This is a genomic window from Luteimonas galliterrae (assembly GCF_023374055.1).
In the GTDB taxonomy this organism is placed as follows: domain Bacteria; phylum Pseudomonadota; class Gammaproteobacteria; order Xanthomonadales; family Xanthomonadaceae; genus Luteimonas_C; species Luteimonas_C galliterrae.
This window is the reverse complement of the sequence record NZ_JAMBEP010000003.1, coordinates 116,266-131,714: the sequence shown is the minus strand read 5'-3', so window position 1 is coordinate 131,714 and position 15,449 is coordinate 116,266. Positions and strand designations below refer to the sequence as shown.

The following is a 15,449-nucleotide window of genomic DNA, read 5'->3' as shown; positions in this document are numbered from 1 at the left end:
GTATCTCCGTAAATGCTGGCAGCACGGCTAACGCCGCGCCTGCGTATTTCTACTGGAGGAAAGCTGCGGAAAACGCTGCTGCTACGTGCGGAATGCGGCGATCGGCGTCAGCTTGAAAAAGCGCTTTCTTCCTGCCGCAGGCGTAGCCCGGCTCGCAGCGCAAGGCGTCAATCTCAGGCGAAGAACACGGGTCGTCGCATCCTGTTCGCAGGCCCGGTCGTATCTTCGGGACGGATTTTCGAGATTCCCGGATGAAAAGGCTGGAATTCGCCGTCTTGCTTGCGCTTGCCGTCGTCGCGTTCGCATCTCCGGGCGCTCGCGGCAGCGCGCGACCTGCGCCGGATGCGGCGGCAATGGGCGCCCCGGCATCCCTGCTAGGGCATCGGCAACCAAGGGCGGAACCCACGGCAGCCTTATGCGACCGCGGGCGATCGGGCGTACCTGATCGGAACGCAAGACGGCGATTTCCCCGATATGGGACAGCACGTGCCTGGCGAAATGGGCGGGTTGTGGCTGCCGCCGATCAAGCTCGTCGATAGTTTCCCGGCGCGGGTCGAAGATGCGGAGGCCGGAGTCTCCGGCTTTTTCGGAATTTTCGGCCCTTTCACGGCAAGCGATCGTTTCCGGCTGTCTTGCCGACGCGCATGACGCAAAGCGCCGCCAGCAGCAGACTGACGCCGCCGATCAGCATCGCGTAGATCGGTGCATTGCCGAAGAACGTCTTCAACAGGAAGCCGAGGATGCTGGCGGCGAGCAATTGCGGAATGACGATGAACAGATTGAAGATGCCCATGTACACGCCCATCTTTCCCGCCGGCACGCTGTCGGACAGCAGCGCGTAGGGCAGGGACAGGATCGACGCCCAGGCGAAGCCGACGCCGACCATCGACAGCAGCAGCCAGTGCGGATCGCGGATCAGCAGGAACGACAGCAGACCGCAGCCGCCCAGGACGAGATTGAGCAAGTGGCTCAGGCGCAGCCCGAGCCGGCGCGTCATCCAGGGAATCAGCATCGCCGCGAGTACGGCGAAACCGTTGTAGGCCGCGAACAGCACGCCGGCCCAGTTCGCGCCGTCGTTGTAGGCGGCCGAGCGAGTGTCCTCCGCGGCGAAATGCACGCTGGTCACCGCGGCCGTCGTGTAGATCCACATCGCGAACAGCGCGAACCAGGAAAAACACTGCACCGGCACGAGTTGGCGCATGGTCGCGGGCATCGTCAGCAGATCGGCGACGATGGCGGTGAGCGGGTTGCGTGCGCGGCTGTAGCCGGCGATCAGCTGTATCGCGCCGTAGGCGAACAGGCCGGCGGCAAGCAGGTGCAGTCGCGCATCGGCCTGGGTCAGACCGATCGCGAGGAACGCGGCCAATCCTGCCGCGCACCAGAGCACGCCCGTGTATCGTACGTACGCCGGCAACGGCGCTGCGGGCGCAGCCGGCTCCGCGTCCTCGAACGCGGCGAGCACGTCGGGCGGGTATTCGCGCGTCGACAGCACGGTCCAGACGAGTGTGCCGAACAAGACGGCGGCGCCGAGATAGAACGCCAGCTTCACCGTATCGGGAATCCCTCCGGCGGCGGCGAGGTTGCTGATCCCGAATTGCGCGAGCAGCCAGGGCAGCAGGCTGGCGATGACCGCGCCGGCCGCGATGAACAAAGTCTGCATCGCATAGCCGGCCGGCCGCTGCGACGACGACAGCTGATCGCCGACGAACGAACGCAACGGCCCCATCGAGACGTTGATCGCGGCGTCGAGGATCCACAACAGCGCCGCCGCGGTCCACAGCGTCGGCGAATTCGGCATCGTGATCAGCGCCAATGCGGCGACGATCGCGCCGGCGAGGAAATACGGCCGGCGTCGGCCGAGCCGGCCCCATGTGCGATCGGAGCAATAGCCGATAATCGGCTGCACGAGCAACCCGGTCAGCGGCGCGGCGATCCACAGCGCAGGAATGTCGTCGATGCTGGCGCCGAGGGTCTGGAAGATGCGGCTGACGTTCGCGTTCTGCAGCGCGAGGCCGAACTGCAGCCCCATGAAGCCGAAGCACATGTTCCAGATCTGCCAGAAGCCGACCGGGGGCCTGTTTTTCGTGGCAGCCATGGATATCGACAGAGGCGTGCGGCGTTCGCGGCGGCGCCGCTCAGCGCCGCTTCGCGGAAACCGGCGCGGGTCCGCCCGACTGGCGGATCATCAGTTCGTAGGGCACGCTCACGAGCGTGCCCGCCTGCGGATCGCGGATCGCGGCGAGCAGCTGCTCGGCGGCGATGCGGCCCATCTCGCGGCATGGCTGTCGCACCGTGGTCAGGCTCGGCCAGATCTGGCGCGAGGCTGGTGTGTCGTCGAAACCGAACACGGACAAGTCTTGCGGGATGCGCATGCCGCGTTCGAACGCTTCGTGCATGACGCCGCAGGCGCTGTCGTCGTTGGCGGCGAAGATCGCGGTGGGCGGATGCTTCAGATCGAGCAGTCGCCTCGTGCCGGCGACGCCGTCGTCGAAGGTGAAGCCGCCATCGACGACGAGCTCGGGATCGTAAGGGATGCCCGCGCGGCGCAGGCCGTCGCGATAACCGGCCAGGCGCCAGGCGCGCCCGCCATGCGGCGTAGGGCCGGCGATGTGGGCGATGCGGCGATGACCGAGCTCGACGGCGTGCGCGATCATGTCCGCCGCCGCCTTGCGCTCGTCGAGGATGGTGCCGATGCGCGCGTGGCCGAGCTTGGCCTTCGCGGAGATCGTGGCGTAGCGCACGCCGAGGGCGTCGAGACGGTGCAGCAGTTTGACGTCGTCGGCGAACGGCGGCACCAGGATCAATCCGTCCGGTCGATATTGCGCGATCGATTCCTCCACCGCGCGGATGTGGTCGGCATTGGAATATTCCAGCGGACGCAGCATCGTGCTGTAACCCTGGCGCTCGCAGGCGGCGAGCACGCCAACGATGATCTCCATGACGTAGCTCGATGCCGCGGCGGGATCGTCGTACACCAGCGAAATCAGGTAAGAACGGTTCCCCGCCAAGCTGCGCGCCGACGGATTAGGGCGGTAGTTCAGCGTCTGGGCCGCCGCCTCGACCTTGAGCCGGGTCTTCTCGCGCACGTTCGGTTCGTGGTTGAAGACGCGCGAGACGGTTTTCATGGAGACGCCGGCGGCCTGGGCGACATCTTCGATTCTGGCGCGCATCGATGCGTTTCCGAAGGGCGGGGTGGAGCGAATCATGTTATCGCACGCGACGGCGCCGGCTAGCGCTCCGTTCCGACGGGCGTCAGGCGGTCTGCGGCATCCGGTCCCGTTGCGTTTCGTAGTCGCGCGCCATCGCCTCGACCAGGGCCCGGTGCGCGGGCAGATCGTCGAGCGCCAGGCCGGCGACGTGCTGGACCGCGGCGAACTCGCGACGCGCGGATTCGACTTGGTCGTAGACGTCGCGCAGGGCCGACAGGTCGGTGCGGAACTCCATGCCGTAGAGCACGTATTGCCAGCTGGCCGGCAGAAACATCTCCAGGTCGGAAATGAAATCCAACCGGTGCGGCGGCCGGCAGCGCCACATCGCGAGTTTGTCCTGCAGCGTCTGCGGGATGCTGGCGGCATCGACGTTGTCGATCCAGAACGGGGTATCGCGACGCTGGCTGAGGCAGTAATGCAGCTTGATGAAGTCGAAGATGCGCTCATAGCGCGCGGCCATCATCGCGTTGAACGTCTTGGATACCGGCGTCATGTCGCCGTCGGCCGGGAACAGGTGCGCGATCAGGTACGCGGCGATCTCGATCAGCGCGATGCCGGTGGATTCGAGCGGCTCCACGAAGCCGCCGGCGAGGCCGACCGCGACGCAGTTCTTGTGCCACGGTGCCGTGCGGTGGCCGGCCTCGAACTTGATGAGCTTCGCCGTCAGCCCGTCTGCGGCCTTGCCCAGATAGCCGCGCAGCACCTGCTCGGCGCGCGTTTCGTCGGTGTGGCGGCTGGAAAACACGTAGCCGACGCCGCGACGCTCGTGCAGGCCGATATCCCACGTCCAGCCGGCTTCGTGCGCCCTGGCAATAGTGAACGACGGGATCGGCGTGTCCTTGCGTTCGTACGGCACCTGCATCGCCCAGGCGCGATCGTTGAACAAAACGTCCTTCGCGCTGCGCCAACCCACGCCCAGCGCCTGTCCGCACAGCAGGCTGCGGAATCCGGTGCAATCGACGTACAAGTCGGCGCTCAACGCGCCTTGCTCGCGTGTATGCACGCACGCGATCGCGCCGGCCTGATCTAGTTCGACGCGCTCGATCGTCGCCGCGCGCCGGACCACGCCCAGATCCTGCTGGCCGTGTTCGGACAAGACATCGGCGAACCGCGCCGCATCGAAGTGATAGGCGTGGTTCAGCGGCGCCTGCCAGGGACCGTCGCTGAGGCGCTTGGGTGCGCGGCCGGCGTCGGTCACGCGTTTCTGCATCGTCACCGCTTCGGCGAAAGCGAGTTCTTTCGGCGCGTAGCCGAGCAGCCAATACGGCAGCAGCTCCGGGGCGCCGGGCCGTTGACTGGGCGCGCTGAACGGATGCAGATAGTGATCGCGGCCCGGCGCGCCGGGCGGGCGCGCCCAGTGTTCGAAGCGGATGCCTTGCTTGAAAGTCGCGTTGGCGCGGGCGATGAATTTGTTTTCGTCCAGGCCGATCGTCGACAGCGTGCCGCGGATCGACGGGAACGTACCTTCGCCGACGCCGACGATGCTGATGTCGGGCGATTCGACGAGTTCGACGGCGACGCCGCCGGGCTTGGCGGCGCCCAGCGCGCGCGCCAAATAGGTCGCGGTGAGCCAGCCGGCGGTGCCGCCGCCGACGACCAGAACCTTGCGCACGATCGCCATTCGATGCCCCCAGTTTTTGCTGCATTGCAGCTATCGCAGCGCAGCATTTTTCTCCGAATTTTCAGCAGCATAGGCGCGAATGACTGCGCTGTCATCGATTTTGTTGACAGCGCTGTCATTCTGCGTGCAGGCTTCGCCCCACCAGGCATAGGGGGGCCGACGGGCGTTGCGCCCGCTGCGCGGCCAGACAACAACTAAAGAAATTCGGGAGAGGGAACAGATGAAGTATTCGCTGCTCTACACGGCAGTCGTCGCCGCACTCGTCTCAGGCAACGCCTTGGCCGCCGATCAAGCGCAGGATGCAACGCCCGCCCAAGAGGCGCCCGCCGCGCAGGCCAATACGCTCGACACCGTGGTCGTGACCGGCACCAAGCGGGTGACGCCTCTGCAGAAGACGCCGGTGGCGATCAGCGCGATCAGCGCGGAAACGCTCGACAAGGAGCGGGTGATGACCGTGCAGGACATCACCAAGCTGGTGCCGAGCATGCAGGCCACACGCCAGGGCGACCACGACGTCATCACCATGACCTTGCGCGGCATCGGCAACGACCAGGCCAAGACCGAATACGCCGATCCGGAAGTCGCGATCTTCGTCGACGGCGTCTACTCGCCGCGCGCCGAAGCCGCCGCCGGCCTGCTGCTCGACATCGAGACCGCCGAAGTCCTGCGCGGCCCGCAGGGCACGCTATGGGGCCGCAACTCCACGGTCGGCGCGGTCAACTTCCAGACCATCAAGCCGGAAATCGGCAGCTATTCCGGCAGCGCACAGCTGTCCGTCGGCAACTACAACGCGGTCGGCGCGCGCGCCGCGGTGAATTTGCCGATCAGCGACACCTTCGCAATGCGCGTGGCGCTGGCGCAGGAGCAGCACGACGGCTACGTCGACTACCAGAATCCCATCGGCCAGATCCCGTCGCTGGACGCGCAGCGGGCCGCCTATGCGGCAATCGGCGGCGATCCGGCGACGTTCCAGCCGATCAATCCGAACCAGTACGCCACCGGCGGCGACAAGTACAACGCGCAGAACCAGTCGGCCGCGCGCGTCAGCGCGCTATGGCAGCCCAGCGAGACGTTCTCCTGGAACCTGGCGCTGGAATACTTCCGCGACCGCGGCACGCCGAGCATGAATCTGATGCAGAAGCCCCGGCCGGGACAGGATTTCTGGTCGGCGCTGATCGACACCGCACCCTACATCGACCGCGACGCCTACGCGCTGCGCAGCCGCATGGACTGGGACATCAACGACGGCCTGCGCTTGAGCTACATCGCCGGTTTCTCCAAGTTCGACGGCTCCTCCACTTACGACCAGGACAGCGGCGTGCTGGTGCCGACCTGTTTCGCCTGCGGTCCCGCGCAGTTCCAGGAAGACCGCACCAACCACTCCGAGTACGAAAACACTTCGCACGAGTTCAACTTGGCGTCGACCGGCGAGAACACCGTCGACTGGATCCTCGGCCTGTACTACGCCGCCGAAGACAACTCGATCCGCTTCGACATCCCGATCTTCAACGGCACCCAGCAAGGCACGGTCGCCTGGCAGGGCTCGTTCATCCAGCCCAAGGAAACGGTGGATTCCTATGCCGCCTTCGGCCAGGCCACCTGGAACGTCAACGACGACTGGCGCCTGACCGCCGGCGCGCGCTACACCGACGACAAGAAGGAGAACATCGGCGGCCGCGGCTGGGGCTGGGCCTACAACCCGGCGGTGCCGCAGGTACCGATTTCGCCGGGCACGTATCCGAGTCCGGCAACGGGCTTCAACGTGTCCACCATCAACGACGGCGAGTACAGCCATGGCCAGACCACTTGGTTGCTGCGCACCGACTTCGATGTCGGCGACAACGGCCTGCTGTACGCCAGCGTCTCCACCGGCTACAAGTCGGGCGGCCTGCAGGACGGCGGCGCGACTTACGAGCACGAGGAACTGACCAACTACGAAATCGGCGGCAAGTTCAGCTTCATGGAAGGGCGCCTGATCTGGAACAGCGCGATCTACTACATGGACTTCAAGAACTTCCAGCTGTCCGCGCCGGTGACGTTCCCCGACGGCAACCGCGGCCTGGGCTTCAACAACGTGGACGGCAGCACCAAGGTGTGGGGCTACGAAACCGAACTGTCGGCGCTCATCGGCGACAACGACCGCGTCAACCTGACGGTTTCGGGCATTCCGGAAAAAGAACTGGGCAAGCTGCTGTATGCGGGCAGCAACGACTACCAGGGCCTGCCGCCGTGCCCGCCGGAGTCGGGCATCGCCAGCTGCATGAACGTGACCGGCAACGAACTGCCGCACGCGCCCGACTTCGCGTTGACGCTGATGTGGGAGCACGACTTCCCTCTCGGCAACGGCGGCATGCTGACGCCGCGGTTGAGCGGCCACTACGAAAGCAAAACCTGGCTGAGCGTGTTCAACCTCGGCGAACAGGACCAGCAAGAGGCCTACGGCCGCGGCGATTTCTCGCTGCGTTACGAGGAACCCGAAGCGCGCTGGTGGGCCGGTTTGTACGTGCAGAACTTCACCGACGAGAAAACGCGCACCGCGGCCGGCCGTTTCAACCCCGGCGCCGGGCAGTTCCTGTGGGTATCGCAATACTTGCCGCCGCGCACGTACGGCGTGAATTTCGGCCTGCGTTTCTGATCGGCGCCCGGCTCCCTTCGCCCGCGCTGCGGGCGCGGGGAAGCGGGTGCGCGCATCGCATTTCCGATCCTGCCTTTGGTCGCGTTGCGCAGGGGCATGCGGCGTAACGGGCGGTTCGGCACGCCGCCCGCACGGACTTTCTGGAGCACGGTTTGAAGACAGCATCGAGCAACCCGCGGCCGAGCGCCGCGACCCTGCGACGAGGGCTAGCCATGGCGATGGCATTGGGTTTGGCCGCCGGACCCGGCGTCGCCGAAAACACGTCGGCGGGCGGCACGATCCATCCCGAACTCTGGCCGGCGCCGGTTTGGCCGTTGCCGGCCGATCCCGCACTGGAGGCGAGCGTCGACGCGCTGCTGCAAACGATGACGCTGGAAGAAAAAGTCGGCCAGATCGTGCAGGGCGACATTTCCAGCCTCACGCCCGAAGACGTGCGCAAGTATCGGCTCGGTTCGGTGCTGGCCGGTGGCGGTTCCGATCCTGGCGGCAAATACAATGCGACGCCGGCGCAATGGCTGGCGCAGGCCGACGCGTTCTACGAAGCCTCGATGGACACGCGCGGCGGCGGCAAGGCGATCCCGATCCTGTACGGCATCGACGCGGTGCACGGCCAGAGCAACGTGGTCGGCGCTACCGTGTTCCCGCACAACATCGGTCTCGGTGCGGCGCGCGATCCGGAACTGATCCGCGAGATCGGCCGCATCACCGCGATCGAGACGCGGACCACCGGCATGGAATGGGCCTTCGCGCCGACCGTCGCGGTGCCGCAGGACGACCGTTGGGGCCGCAGCTACGAAGGCTATTCGGAAGATCCGAAGCTCGTGGCCAGTTACGCCGGCGCGATGGTCGAAGGCTTGCAGGGCAAGGTCGCCGACAAGGAATTCCTGGATGCCGCGCACGTCATTTCCTCGGTCAAACATTATCTGGGCGATGGCGGTACGAGCGACGGCAAGGACCAGGGCGACGCGCAAGTCAGCGAGTCCGTGCTGCGCGATGTGCACAACGCCGGCTATCCGCCGGCCATCGCCGCCGGCGCGCAAGCGGTGATGGTTTCCTTCAGCAGCTATCGGGGCGTGAAGCTGGCGGGCCATAAGCCGCTGGTCACCGACGTGCTGAAAGAGCGCATGAACTTCGGCGGCTTCGTCGTCACCGACTGGAACGCGCACGGCCAGGTCGCAGGCTGCGACAACACGCAATGCCCGGCGACCGTGAACGCCGGCATCGACCTGGTGATGGCCCCCGACAGCTGGAAGCCGTTCTACGAGAGCACGCTGGCCGCGGCGAAGGCCGGCACGATTCCGATAGCCAGGCTCGACGATGCGGTGCGACGCGTGTTGCGGGTGAAATTCCGGCTCGGCCTGTTCGCTGCCGGCAAGCCGTCGCAACGCGCGCTCGGCGGAAAATTCGAACTGCTGGGTGCGCCCGGGCATCGCGCGGTCGCGCGCCAGGCGGTGCGCGAATCGCTGGTGCTGTTGAAGAACCAGCGCGGCTTGCTGCCGCTGGATCCGAAGAAAAAACTGCTGGTCGCCGGCGACGGCGCCGACAGCATGGCCAAGCAGAGCGGAGGCTGGACATTGACTTGGCAGGGCACGGGCACCGCCCGCGCCGATTTCCCGAACGGCGAGACGATCTGGGAAGGGCTGAAGACTGCGGTGCAGGCCGCCGGCGGCAGCGCCGAGCTCGCGCTAGACGGTCATTACAAAACCAAACCCGACGCCGCCATCGTCGTGATCGGCGAGAGCCCTTATGCCGAGTTCCAAGGCGACCTGCCGACGCTGCTGTACAAGCCCGGCGACGACAGCGACCTTCAGCTCATCAAGAAGTTGAAAGCCGACGGCATTCCGGTGACGACCGTGTTCCTCAGCGGCCGGCCGCTGTGGGTGAACCGCGAGATCAACGCGTCCGATGCCTTCGTCGCGGCCTGGCTGCCCGGCAGCGAAGGCGGCGGCATCGCCGACGTGCTGCTGCGCACGCCCGATGGCGGCGTGCGTTACGACTTCAAGGGCAAGCTCAGCTTCTCCTGGCCGCGTCGCGCCGACCAGTACGCCAACAACGTCGGGCAGAAGGACTACAGCCCGCAGTTCCCCTACGGCTACGGCCTGACCTATGCCGACAAGGGCGACCTCAAGCCGCTGCCGGAAACCGCCGGCGTATCGCTCGCGCAGGCACAACCGGGCCTGTATTACGCGCTCGGCAAGCTGGCGCCGGGGCTGACGATGGCGTTGCAGACCGCCGGCCAGCGCGCCGTCGGTGTCGCGACGTTGCCTGTGGCGCTGCACGACGGCAGCATCCGCATTGCCGCCGTCGACCATCAGCGCCAGGAGGACGCGCGCCGCGTGACCTGGTCCGGTTCGGCGCTTGCAGGCGTGTCGTTGATCGCAGACGCAGCGAAGGACCTGACGCGGGAGGCCAACGGCGACGTACAGCTCACGCTGACGCTGCGCGTGGACGCGCCGCCGAAAGGCGACGTGGCCGTGAACGTTGCCTGCGGCGAAGGTTGCGGCGCGACGCTGCCGCTGCGCGAGTCGTTGGCGTCGCTGCCGGTCGGCCAATGGACCACGCTCGGCATACCGCTGAAGTGCTTCGCGATGGCCGGTGCGGACCTGTCGAAGTTGTCCGGCCTGTTGGCGATCGAATCCGCCGCACCCTTGCAGCTGTCGTTCTCGCGTATCGCGTTGGCCCCGCAGGGCGAGGCGGAGCGGACGCTCGGATGCAGGACCAGCAAGTAAGCGACGCATCACGGCGTCCCGAAAGGCCCGATTTGGCCCGTCTTCTCAAGAGGCGGGAATGACGGAGCCTTCCTGAAGCCATTCATTCCTCCCTGTAACCGCAGGGTGGACGTCAAGCGCACTGAGGGAGCAACACCTTGAAACTGCCAACGCTGGACCTGACGATCGTGCTGGTCTACTTGATCGGCATCTTCGCACTCGCGCAATGGGTTTCGCGCGAGAAAGAAGGCCACAAGAAATCCGCCAGCGACTATTTTCTCGCCAGCAAGGCGCTACCGTGGTGGGCGATCGGCGCTTCGCTGATCGCAGCCAACATCTCCGCCGAGCAGATCATCGGCATGTCCGGTTCCGGCTACGCGATCGGGCTGGCCATCGCATCGTACGAATGGATGGCGGCGGCGACGCTGCTGATCGTCGGCAAGTTCTTCCTGCCGGTGTTCATACGCAACCGCATCTACACGATGCCGCAGTTCCTGGAAGAGCGTTATGGCCACCGGATCCGCACGCTGATGGCGGTGTTCTGGCTGGGCCTGTACGTGTTCGTGAACCTGACCTCGATCCTGTGGCTCGGCTCTATCGCGGTCAACCAAGTCGCCGGCATCGATCCGACGATGGCGCTGGTGCTGCTGGGCGCGTTCGCGCTGGCGTATCAGTTGTACGGCGGGCTGAAGGCGGTGGCGCTGACCGACATCGTGCAGGTTTGCCTGCTGGTGCTGGGCGGCTTGTCGGTAACCTTCCTGACGTTGTCGCAAATCGGCGACGGCAGCCTCGTCGCCGGCTACCGCAAGCTGTTGGACGCGCACCCCGAACATTTCAAGATGATCCTGAGCAAGGACAGCCCGTTCTACAAGGACTTGCCCGGCATCAGCGTTCTGGTCGGCGGCATGTGGATCATGAATGTCAGCTATTGGGGCTTCAATCAGTACATCATCCAGCGCGCGCTCGCGGCGAAGGACTTGGCCGAAGCGCAGAAAGGCGTGATCTTCGCCGCGTTCCTGAAGTTGCTGATGCCGTTGGTGGTGGTGGTGCCGGGCATCGCAGCGGTGATGCTGGCGCCGGACCTGGCCAGGCCCGATCAGGCGTATCCGACGATGATGGATCTGCTGCCGACCGGCGTGCTCGGCCTGGTTTTCGCCGCACTGGTGGCGGCGATCGTGGCGTCGCTGGCGTCGAAGATCAATTCGATCGCGACCATCTTCACCCTGGACTTCTACGCCAAGCGCGGACGCAGCGACGACCAGGCGCATCTGGTCCGCGTCGGCCGTATCGCCGCAGCGGTCGCGGTCTTGCTGGCGATCCTCAGCGCGCGGCCGCTGTTGGGCAGCTTCGACCAGGCTTTCCAGTACATCCAGGAATACACCGGCTTCTTCACCCCGGGTATCGTGGTGATCTTCGTGCTGGGCCTGTTCTGGAAGCGCGCCAACGAGGCCGGCGCGCTGGCCGCGGCGATCAGCTCGTTCGCGTTGTCGGTCCTGTTGAAACTGGCGTGGCCGTCGCTGCCGTTCATCGACCGCGTCGGCCTCGTGTTCCTGTCGGCGTTGGCGCTGGCGGTGATCGTGTCGCTGATCACGCCCAAGCAGAAGGCAGGCAGCGATCTGATCCGCGTCGACGATGTCAGGTATCGCACGCCGCTGGGTTTCAATATCGGTGCGTTGGGGGTGATCGCGATCCTGGTCGCGCTTTACGCGTTGTACTGGTAACCGGCTGCGGCCCGGAATGCGGCTCATCGGAAAAGAAAAAAGGCCGGAACCCGGCATCACGGGATTCTCGGCCTTCTTCGGACGGCGCTGGACCTCTTCGGAGGTATGGCTATGGGTGGACTCGAACCACCGACCCCAGCATTATGAGTGCTGTGCTCTAACCGGCTGAGCTACATAGCCACGCGGCGAACCGCGAATTATTCCCGTTCGGGCCGTTTCCGTCAATTCGACCACCCCCATGCTTGTCGCCCCGGCGATCCCGTGGCAGAGTCGGGCGCAGTGGCGAAAGCCAATTAACTTTTGGGAGTCCGCATCGTGATCGATCCGGACGGTTACCGACCCAACGTCGGCATCATCCTGATGCGCCCGGACGGCCAGGTGTTCTGGGCGCGGCGCGTACGGCGCGACGGCTGGCAGTTCCCGCAGGGCGGGATGAACAGCGACGAGACGCCGGTCGAGGCCATGTATCGGGAGCTCCGCGAGGAGACAGGCCTGCTGCCCGAACACGTCGAAGTGCTCGGCGCCACGCCCGGCTGGCTGCGTTACCGGCTGCCGCAGCGTTCGGTGCGCCAGCAGGACCGGATGGTCTGCATCGGCCAGAAACAGGTCTGGTTCCTGCTGCGGATGCTGGGCCAGGAAGCCGATCTGCGCCTGGACCTCACCGACAAGCCCGAATTCGACCTGTGGCGCTGGGTGGACTTCTGGTACCCGGTCGAGCACGTGGTCACCTTCAAACGGGGGGTCTATGCCAGCGCCCTGCGGCACCTGGCGCCGATCGCCCGGGGCGTGGCCGGGGCTCAGGCCGTGCCCCCGCCCAAGCCCGATCCGCGCCGGCCCGGCAATGGCCGTTACCGGCCGCGTTACCGGTCCCCATCGTCCAGCCGCGGCAACAGCGGCGAACCGGGGAAGAATTGACAATCATTCTCATCTCTGGCGGAATAAGCGCCGGGGCCGCCATGGCCCGAACGAGACCGAGCCAGGATTCATGTACGTCTGCGTCTGCAACGGCGTCACCGACCACGACATCCGCCAAGCGGCCGATGCCGGCTGCCGCAGCGTGGCCGAACTGACCATGCGCACCGGTTGCGGCGCCTGCTGCGGCACTTGCCTGGACAGCGCCGCCGAAACCCTGGAACTCGCGCGCGGCGACAACGCCGCCAAGAACGCGCTGCCGCTGCTGTCGCAAGCGGCCTGATCCCGCTGCATTTCGTAGGGCCGGCTCTTAGCCGCGAGTTTTCCAGAACGAACGCGCGAGCTCGACAAAAGAGCTCGGGGCTAAAGCCCCTCCTACGAAAAGCAGTCGCGCAAGGTTAGGTCGACACCGATTCGCGGGCGAAAATGCGCACGATTCGCGTTCCGCCATGCTCTCGTCGATCGCGCTAACCTCGCGCCATCCAGTTTTTTGCGGAGTGCGGCCATGAAGGGCGACGCCAAGGTCATCGAGTACCTCAACAAAGCGCTCTACAACGAGCTCACCGCGATCAACCAGTACTTCCTGCACGCCAAGATGCTGAAGAACTGGGGCCTGAAGGAACTCGCCGAGCACGAGTACCACGAGTCGATCGACGAGATGAAGCACGCCGACAAGCTCTCCGAGCGGATCCTGTTCCTCGACGGCCTGCCCAACTTCCAGGCGCTGGGCAAGCTGCGCATCGGCGAGAACCCGCGCGAGCTGCTCGAATGCGATCTGGCGCTGGAGCTGGAAGCGTTGCCGCCTTTGAAAGCCGGCATCGTGCATTGCGAGCAGGTGGGCGATTACGTCAGCCGCATGCTGTTCGCCGAGATACTGAAGTCCGAGGAAGAGCACATCGACTGGCTGGAGACCCAGCTGGCGCTGATCGCGCGCATCGGCGAGCAGAATTACCTGCAGACCAAGATCGAAGACGAATAGCGTTTTCGTAGGTGCGAATTTATTCGCACGCCCTTGCCGCCGAAAAGCGTGCGGATAAATTCGCGCCTACGAAAAGCCAGGCGGCGGAGTCGCCGCTGCAGGCATGCGGCATTGAATGCCACAATCGGCGCATGGACCTGGCTCTCTACCGCGAACTCCATGCTCAGGCCAGGCGTGTGAGCCGGCGCGCGGACGAAGCCGAAGATCTGGTGCAGGAAGCGCTGCTGGCCGCACTCGAAGCCGGTCGCGCGGAGCCGGAATGGCTGGCAGGCGTGATCCGCAACCAAGCCGCGATGGCCGCGCGCGGTGCGGCGCGCCGCCATAGTCGCGAAACAGCGATCGCCACGGAAGATGTCGCGCACCCGGCGATGCCGGCGGCTCCCGACTCGAAACCATTGCTGCAACGCCTGCCGCCCGCGGCGCGCCGGGTCGCGGTGCTGGCCCTGCATGGATTGTCCGCGGAAGAAATCCGCTGGATTCTGCAACTGACGCCGGCCGCCTTCCGCCAGCGCCTGACTTCGATCCGCAAGACGCTCGGCGCGTTGCCGCCCGAACAGCGCGCCGAGAGCCTGGCTCTGGCGTATGTGCGCGATCCGGCCCGCACGGCGGAGTTGCAATTCGGCCTGGTGCGGCGCGCGCTGAAGTCGGCGTTTCGCGGCGGTGACGGCCTGGGCACGCACGATCCCGACGGCCATCTGCTGGTCATACGCGGCGGCGCTCACGTTTCGCCGCCCGGCGGCAACGGTTAAGCGGGACTAACCAAGGAGATCCCCATGTTGACCGATCCCAAAGTAGGCGCCATCGTTTTTTTCGTCGCCGATCTGGCGCGCTCGCTGACGTTCTATACGAAAACGCTGGGCCTTCCGATCCAGACGCACGACGGCCACGACGGACCGTGGGCCATGGGGCAGGTGGGCGAGTTGGCCCTGGTCTTCATTCCGCGCCCGTCTAAAGCCGGTGAATCGCCGGTGGTGGTTTTCAGCCTGGACGGCGGCATCGACGATTACGCCGATGCCTTGGCTGCGCAGGGCGTGGAAATCGTGGTGCCGGTCAGCGAGGCGCCTGACGGCGGCTGGTCTATCGACTTCCTCGACCCGGACGGCAACGTGCTGAGTCTCTACCAGGCGGCCGATGCGCCGAGGCGGAAATGATGCGCCGCGCGATCGCGCTGGCATTGGCGCTGGGCTTCGGCAGCGCGCATGCCGATGTCTGGGAATCGTTGAGCGGCCGCTGGGCCGGCGAGGGAAAAGTCAGCGGGATGACGGCGAGCATCGAACTGGAATTCCGTTCGGCGCTCGACGGCAGCGGATGGCATCTGACGTTCTACAACCGCATGCAGGCCGCCGACGGCAAGGTCTGGCCGTTCCGTGCCGAGGCTTTCTATCTTTGCGGCAAGGATGGCGTCTGCCGCGGACACTGGTACGACACACGCGGCATCACTTTGCCGCTGCAGACGGCCAGCCGCGACGATCGTCTGGTGGTGGAGTGGGGCGACGACGCGACCGAACGGGGCCGCACGACCTATCGCATCGGCGCGGGCGGCGCGCTGGAGATCACCGACGAAGTGCGCGGCGAGAAAGGCGACTGGTCTGTTTTCGGCCACACGCGTGCGGTGCGTGCGGCCTCGACGCTGTAACGAAGGTCCGGGAAAAGCTCGCGGCTGA

The 15,449-nt window shown here is 65.8% G+C and carries 12 protein-coding genes and 1 tRNA gene; 9 read left to right on the top strand and 4 right to left on the bottom strand.

All coding sequences use genetic code 11. From position 1 onward, the window contains the following. Positions 1-604: 604 nt before the first annotated feature. The 3 genes from M2650_RS13250 to M2650_RS13240 form a co-directional block, all read right to left on the bottom strand. Positions 605-2,095 (bottom strand): MFS transporter, encoded by a 1,491-nt coding sequence (locus tag M2650_RS13250; protein WP_249475288.1) that lies wholly within the window; start codon positions 2,093-2,095, stop codon positions 605-607. 40 nt (positions 2,096-2,135) lie between these two features. Next, on the bottom strand, positions 2,136-3,170 hold the full coding sequence (locus tag M2650_RS13245) for a LacI family DNA-binding transcriptional regulator (protein WP_249475287.1): 1,035 nt from the start codon (positions 3,168-3,170) through the stop codon (positions 2,136-2,138). A gap of 82 nt (positions 3,171-3,252) precedes the next feature. Then, complete coding sequence (locus tag M2650_RS13240) at positions 3,253-4,830, bottom strand: tryptophan halogenase family protein (RefSeq protein ID WP_249475286.1); 1,578 nt, start codon at positions 4,828-4,830, stop codon at positions 3,253-3,255. Positions 4,831-5,050: 220 nt separating this feature from the next. Between M2650_RS13240 and M2650_RS13235 the strand changes: the two genes are divergently transcribed. The 3 genes from M2650_RS13235 (at position 5,051) to M2650_RS13225 (ending at position 11,894) form a co-directional block, all read left to right on the top strand. Further along, entirely contained in the window at positions 5,051-7,465 is a 2,415-nt protein-coding gene (locus tag M2650_RS13235) for a TonB-dependent receptor (RefSeq protein ID WP_249475284.1), read from the top strand. A 212-nt stretch (positions 7,466-7,677) separates the two neighbouring features. Further along, positions 7,678-10,194 (top strand): glycoside hydrolase family 3 protein, encoded by a 2,517-nt coding sequence (locus M2650_RS13230; RefSeq protein WP_425602550.1) that lies wholly within the window; start codon positions 7,678-7,680, stop codon positions 10,192-10,194. A gap of 137 nt (positions 10,195-10,331) precedes the next feature. Further along, entirely contained in the window at positions 10,332-11,894 is a 1,563-nt protein-coding gene (locus M2650_RS13225; RefSeq protein ID WP_249475282.1) for a sodium/sugar symporter, read from the top strand. A 106-nt stretch (positions 11,895-12,000) separates the two neighbouring features. On the opposite strand, the gene M2650_RS13220 is transcribed toward M2650_RS13225, so the two are convergent. Beyond that, positions 12,001-12,074: transfer RNA gene (locus M2650_RS13220), tRNA-Met, on the bottom strand. Positions 12,075-12,209: 135 nt separating this feature from the next. On the opposite strand from M2650_RS13220, the gene M2650_RS13215 reads away from it, so the two are divergent. The 6 genes from M2650_RS13215 to M2650_RS13190 all read left to right on the top strand — a co-directional run bounded on the left by M2650_RS13215 (position 12,210) and on the right by M2650_RS13190 (position 15,421). Next, positions 12,210-12,809: an RNA pyrophosphohydrolase gene (locus tag M2650_RS13215; protein ID WP_249475278.1), complete on the top strand. Its 600-nt coding sequence runs from the start codon at positions 12,210-12,212 to the stop codon at positions 12,807-12,809. Between the two features lie 70 nt (positions 12,810-12,879). Continuing rightward, a complete protein-coding gene (locus M2650_RS13210) occupies positions 12,880-13,089 on the top strand; it encodes a (2Fe-2S)-binding protein (RefSeq protein ID WP_249475276.1) in 210 nt (69 codons plus the stop codon). 222 nt (positions 13,090-13,311) lie between these two features. Beyond that, positions 13,312-13,785 (top strand): bacterioferritin, encoded by a 474-nt coding sequence (bfr, locus tag M2650_RS13205; RefSeq protein WP_249475275.1) that lies wholly within the window; start codon positions 13,312-13,314, stop codon positions 13,783-13,785. Positions 13,786-13,916: 131 nt separating this feature from the next. Beyond that, complete coding sequence (locus M2650_RS13200; RefSeq protein ID WP_249475273.1) at positions 13,917-14,534, top strand: RNA polymerase sigma factor; 618 nt, start codon at positions 13,917-13,919, stop codon at positions 14,532-14,534. Between the two features lie 24 nt (positions 14,535-14,558). Then, positions 14,559-14,936, top strand: a complete 378-nt coding sequence (locus tag M2650_RS13195) for a VOC family protein (RefSeq protein WP_249475271.1) — start codon at positions 14,559-14,561, stop codon at positions 14,934-14,936. Further along, positions 14,933-15,421, top strand: coding sequence for a hypothetical protein (locus M2650_RS13190; RefSeq protein ID WP_249475270.1), 489 nt, complete (start codon positions 14,933-14,935; stop codon positions 15,419-15,421). The genes M2650_RS13195 and M2650_RS13190 overlap by 4 nt, the downstream gene beginning before the upstream one ends. The last annotated feature ends 28 nt before the right edge of the window (positions 15,422-15,449 follow it).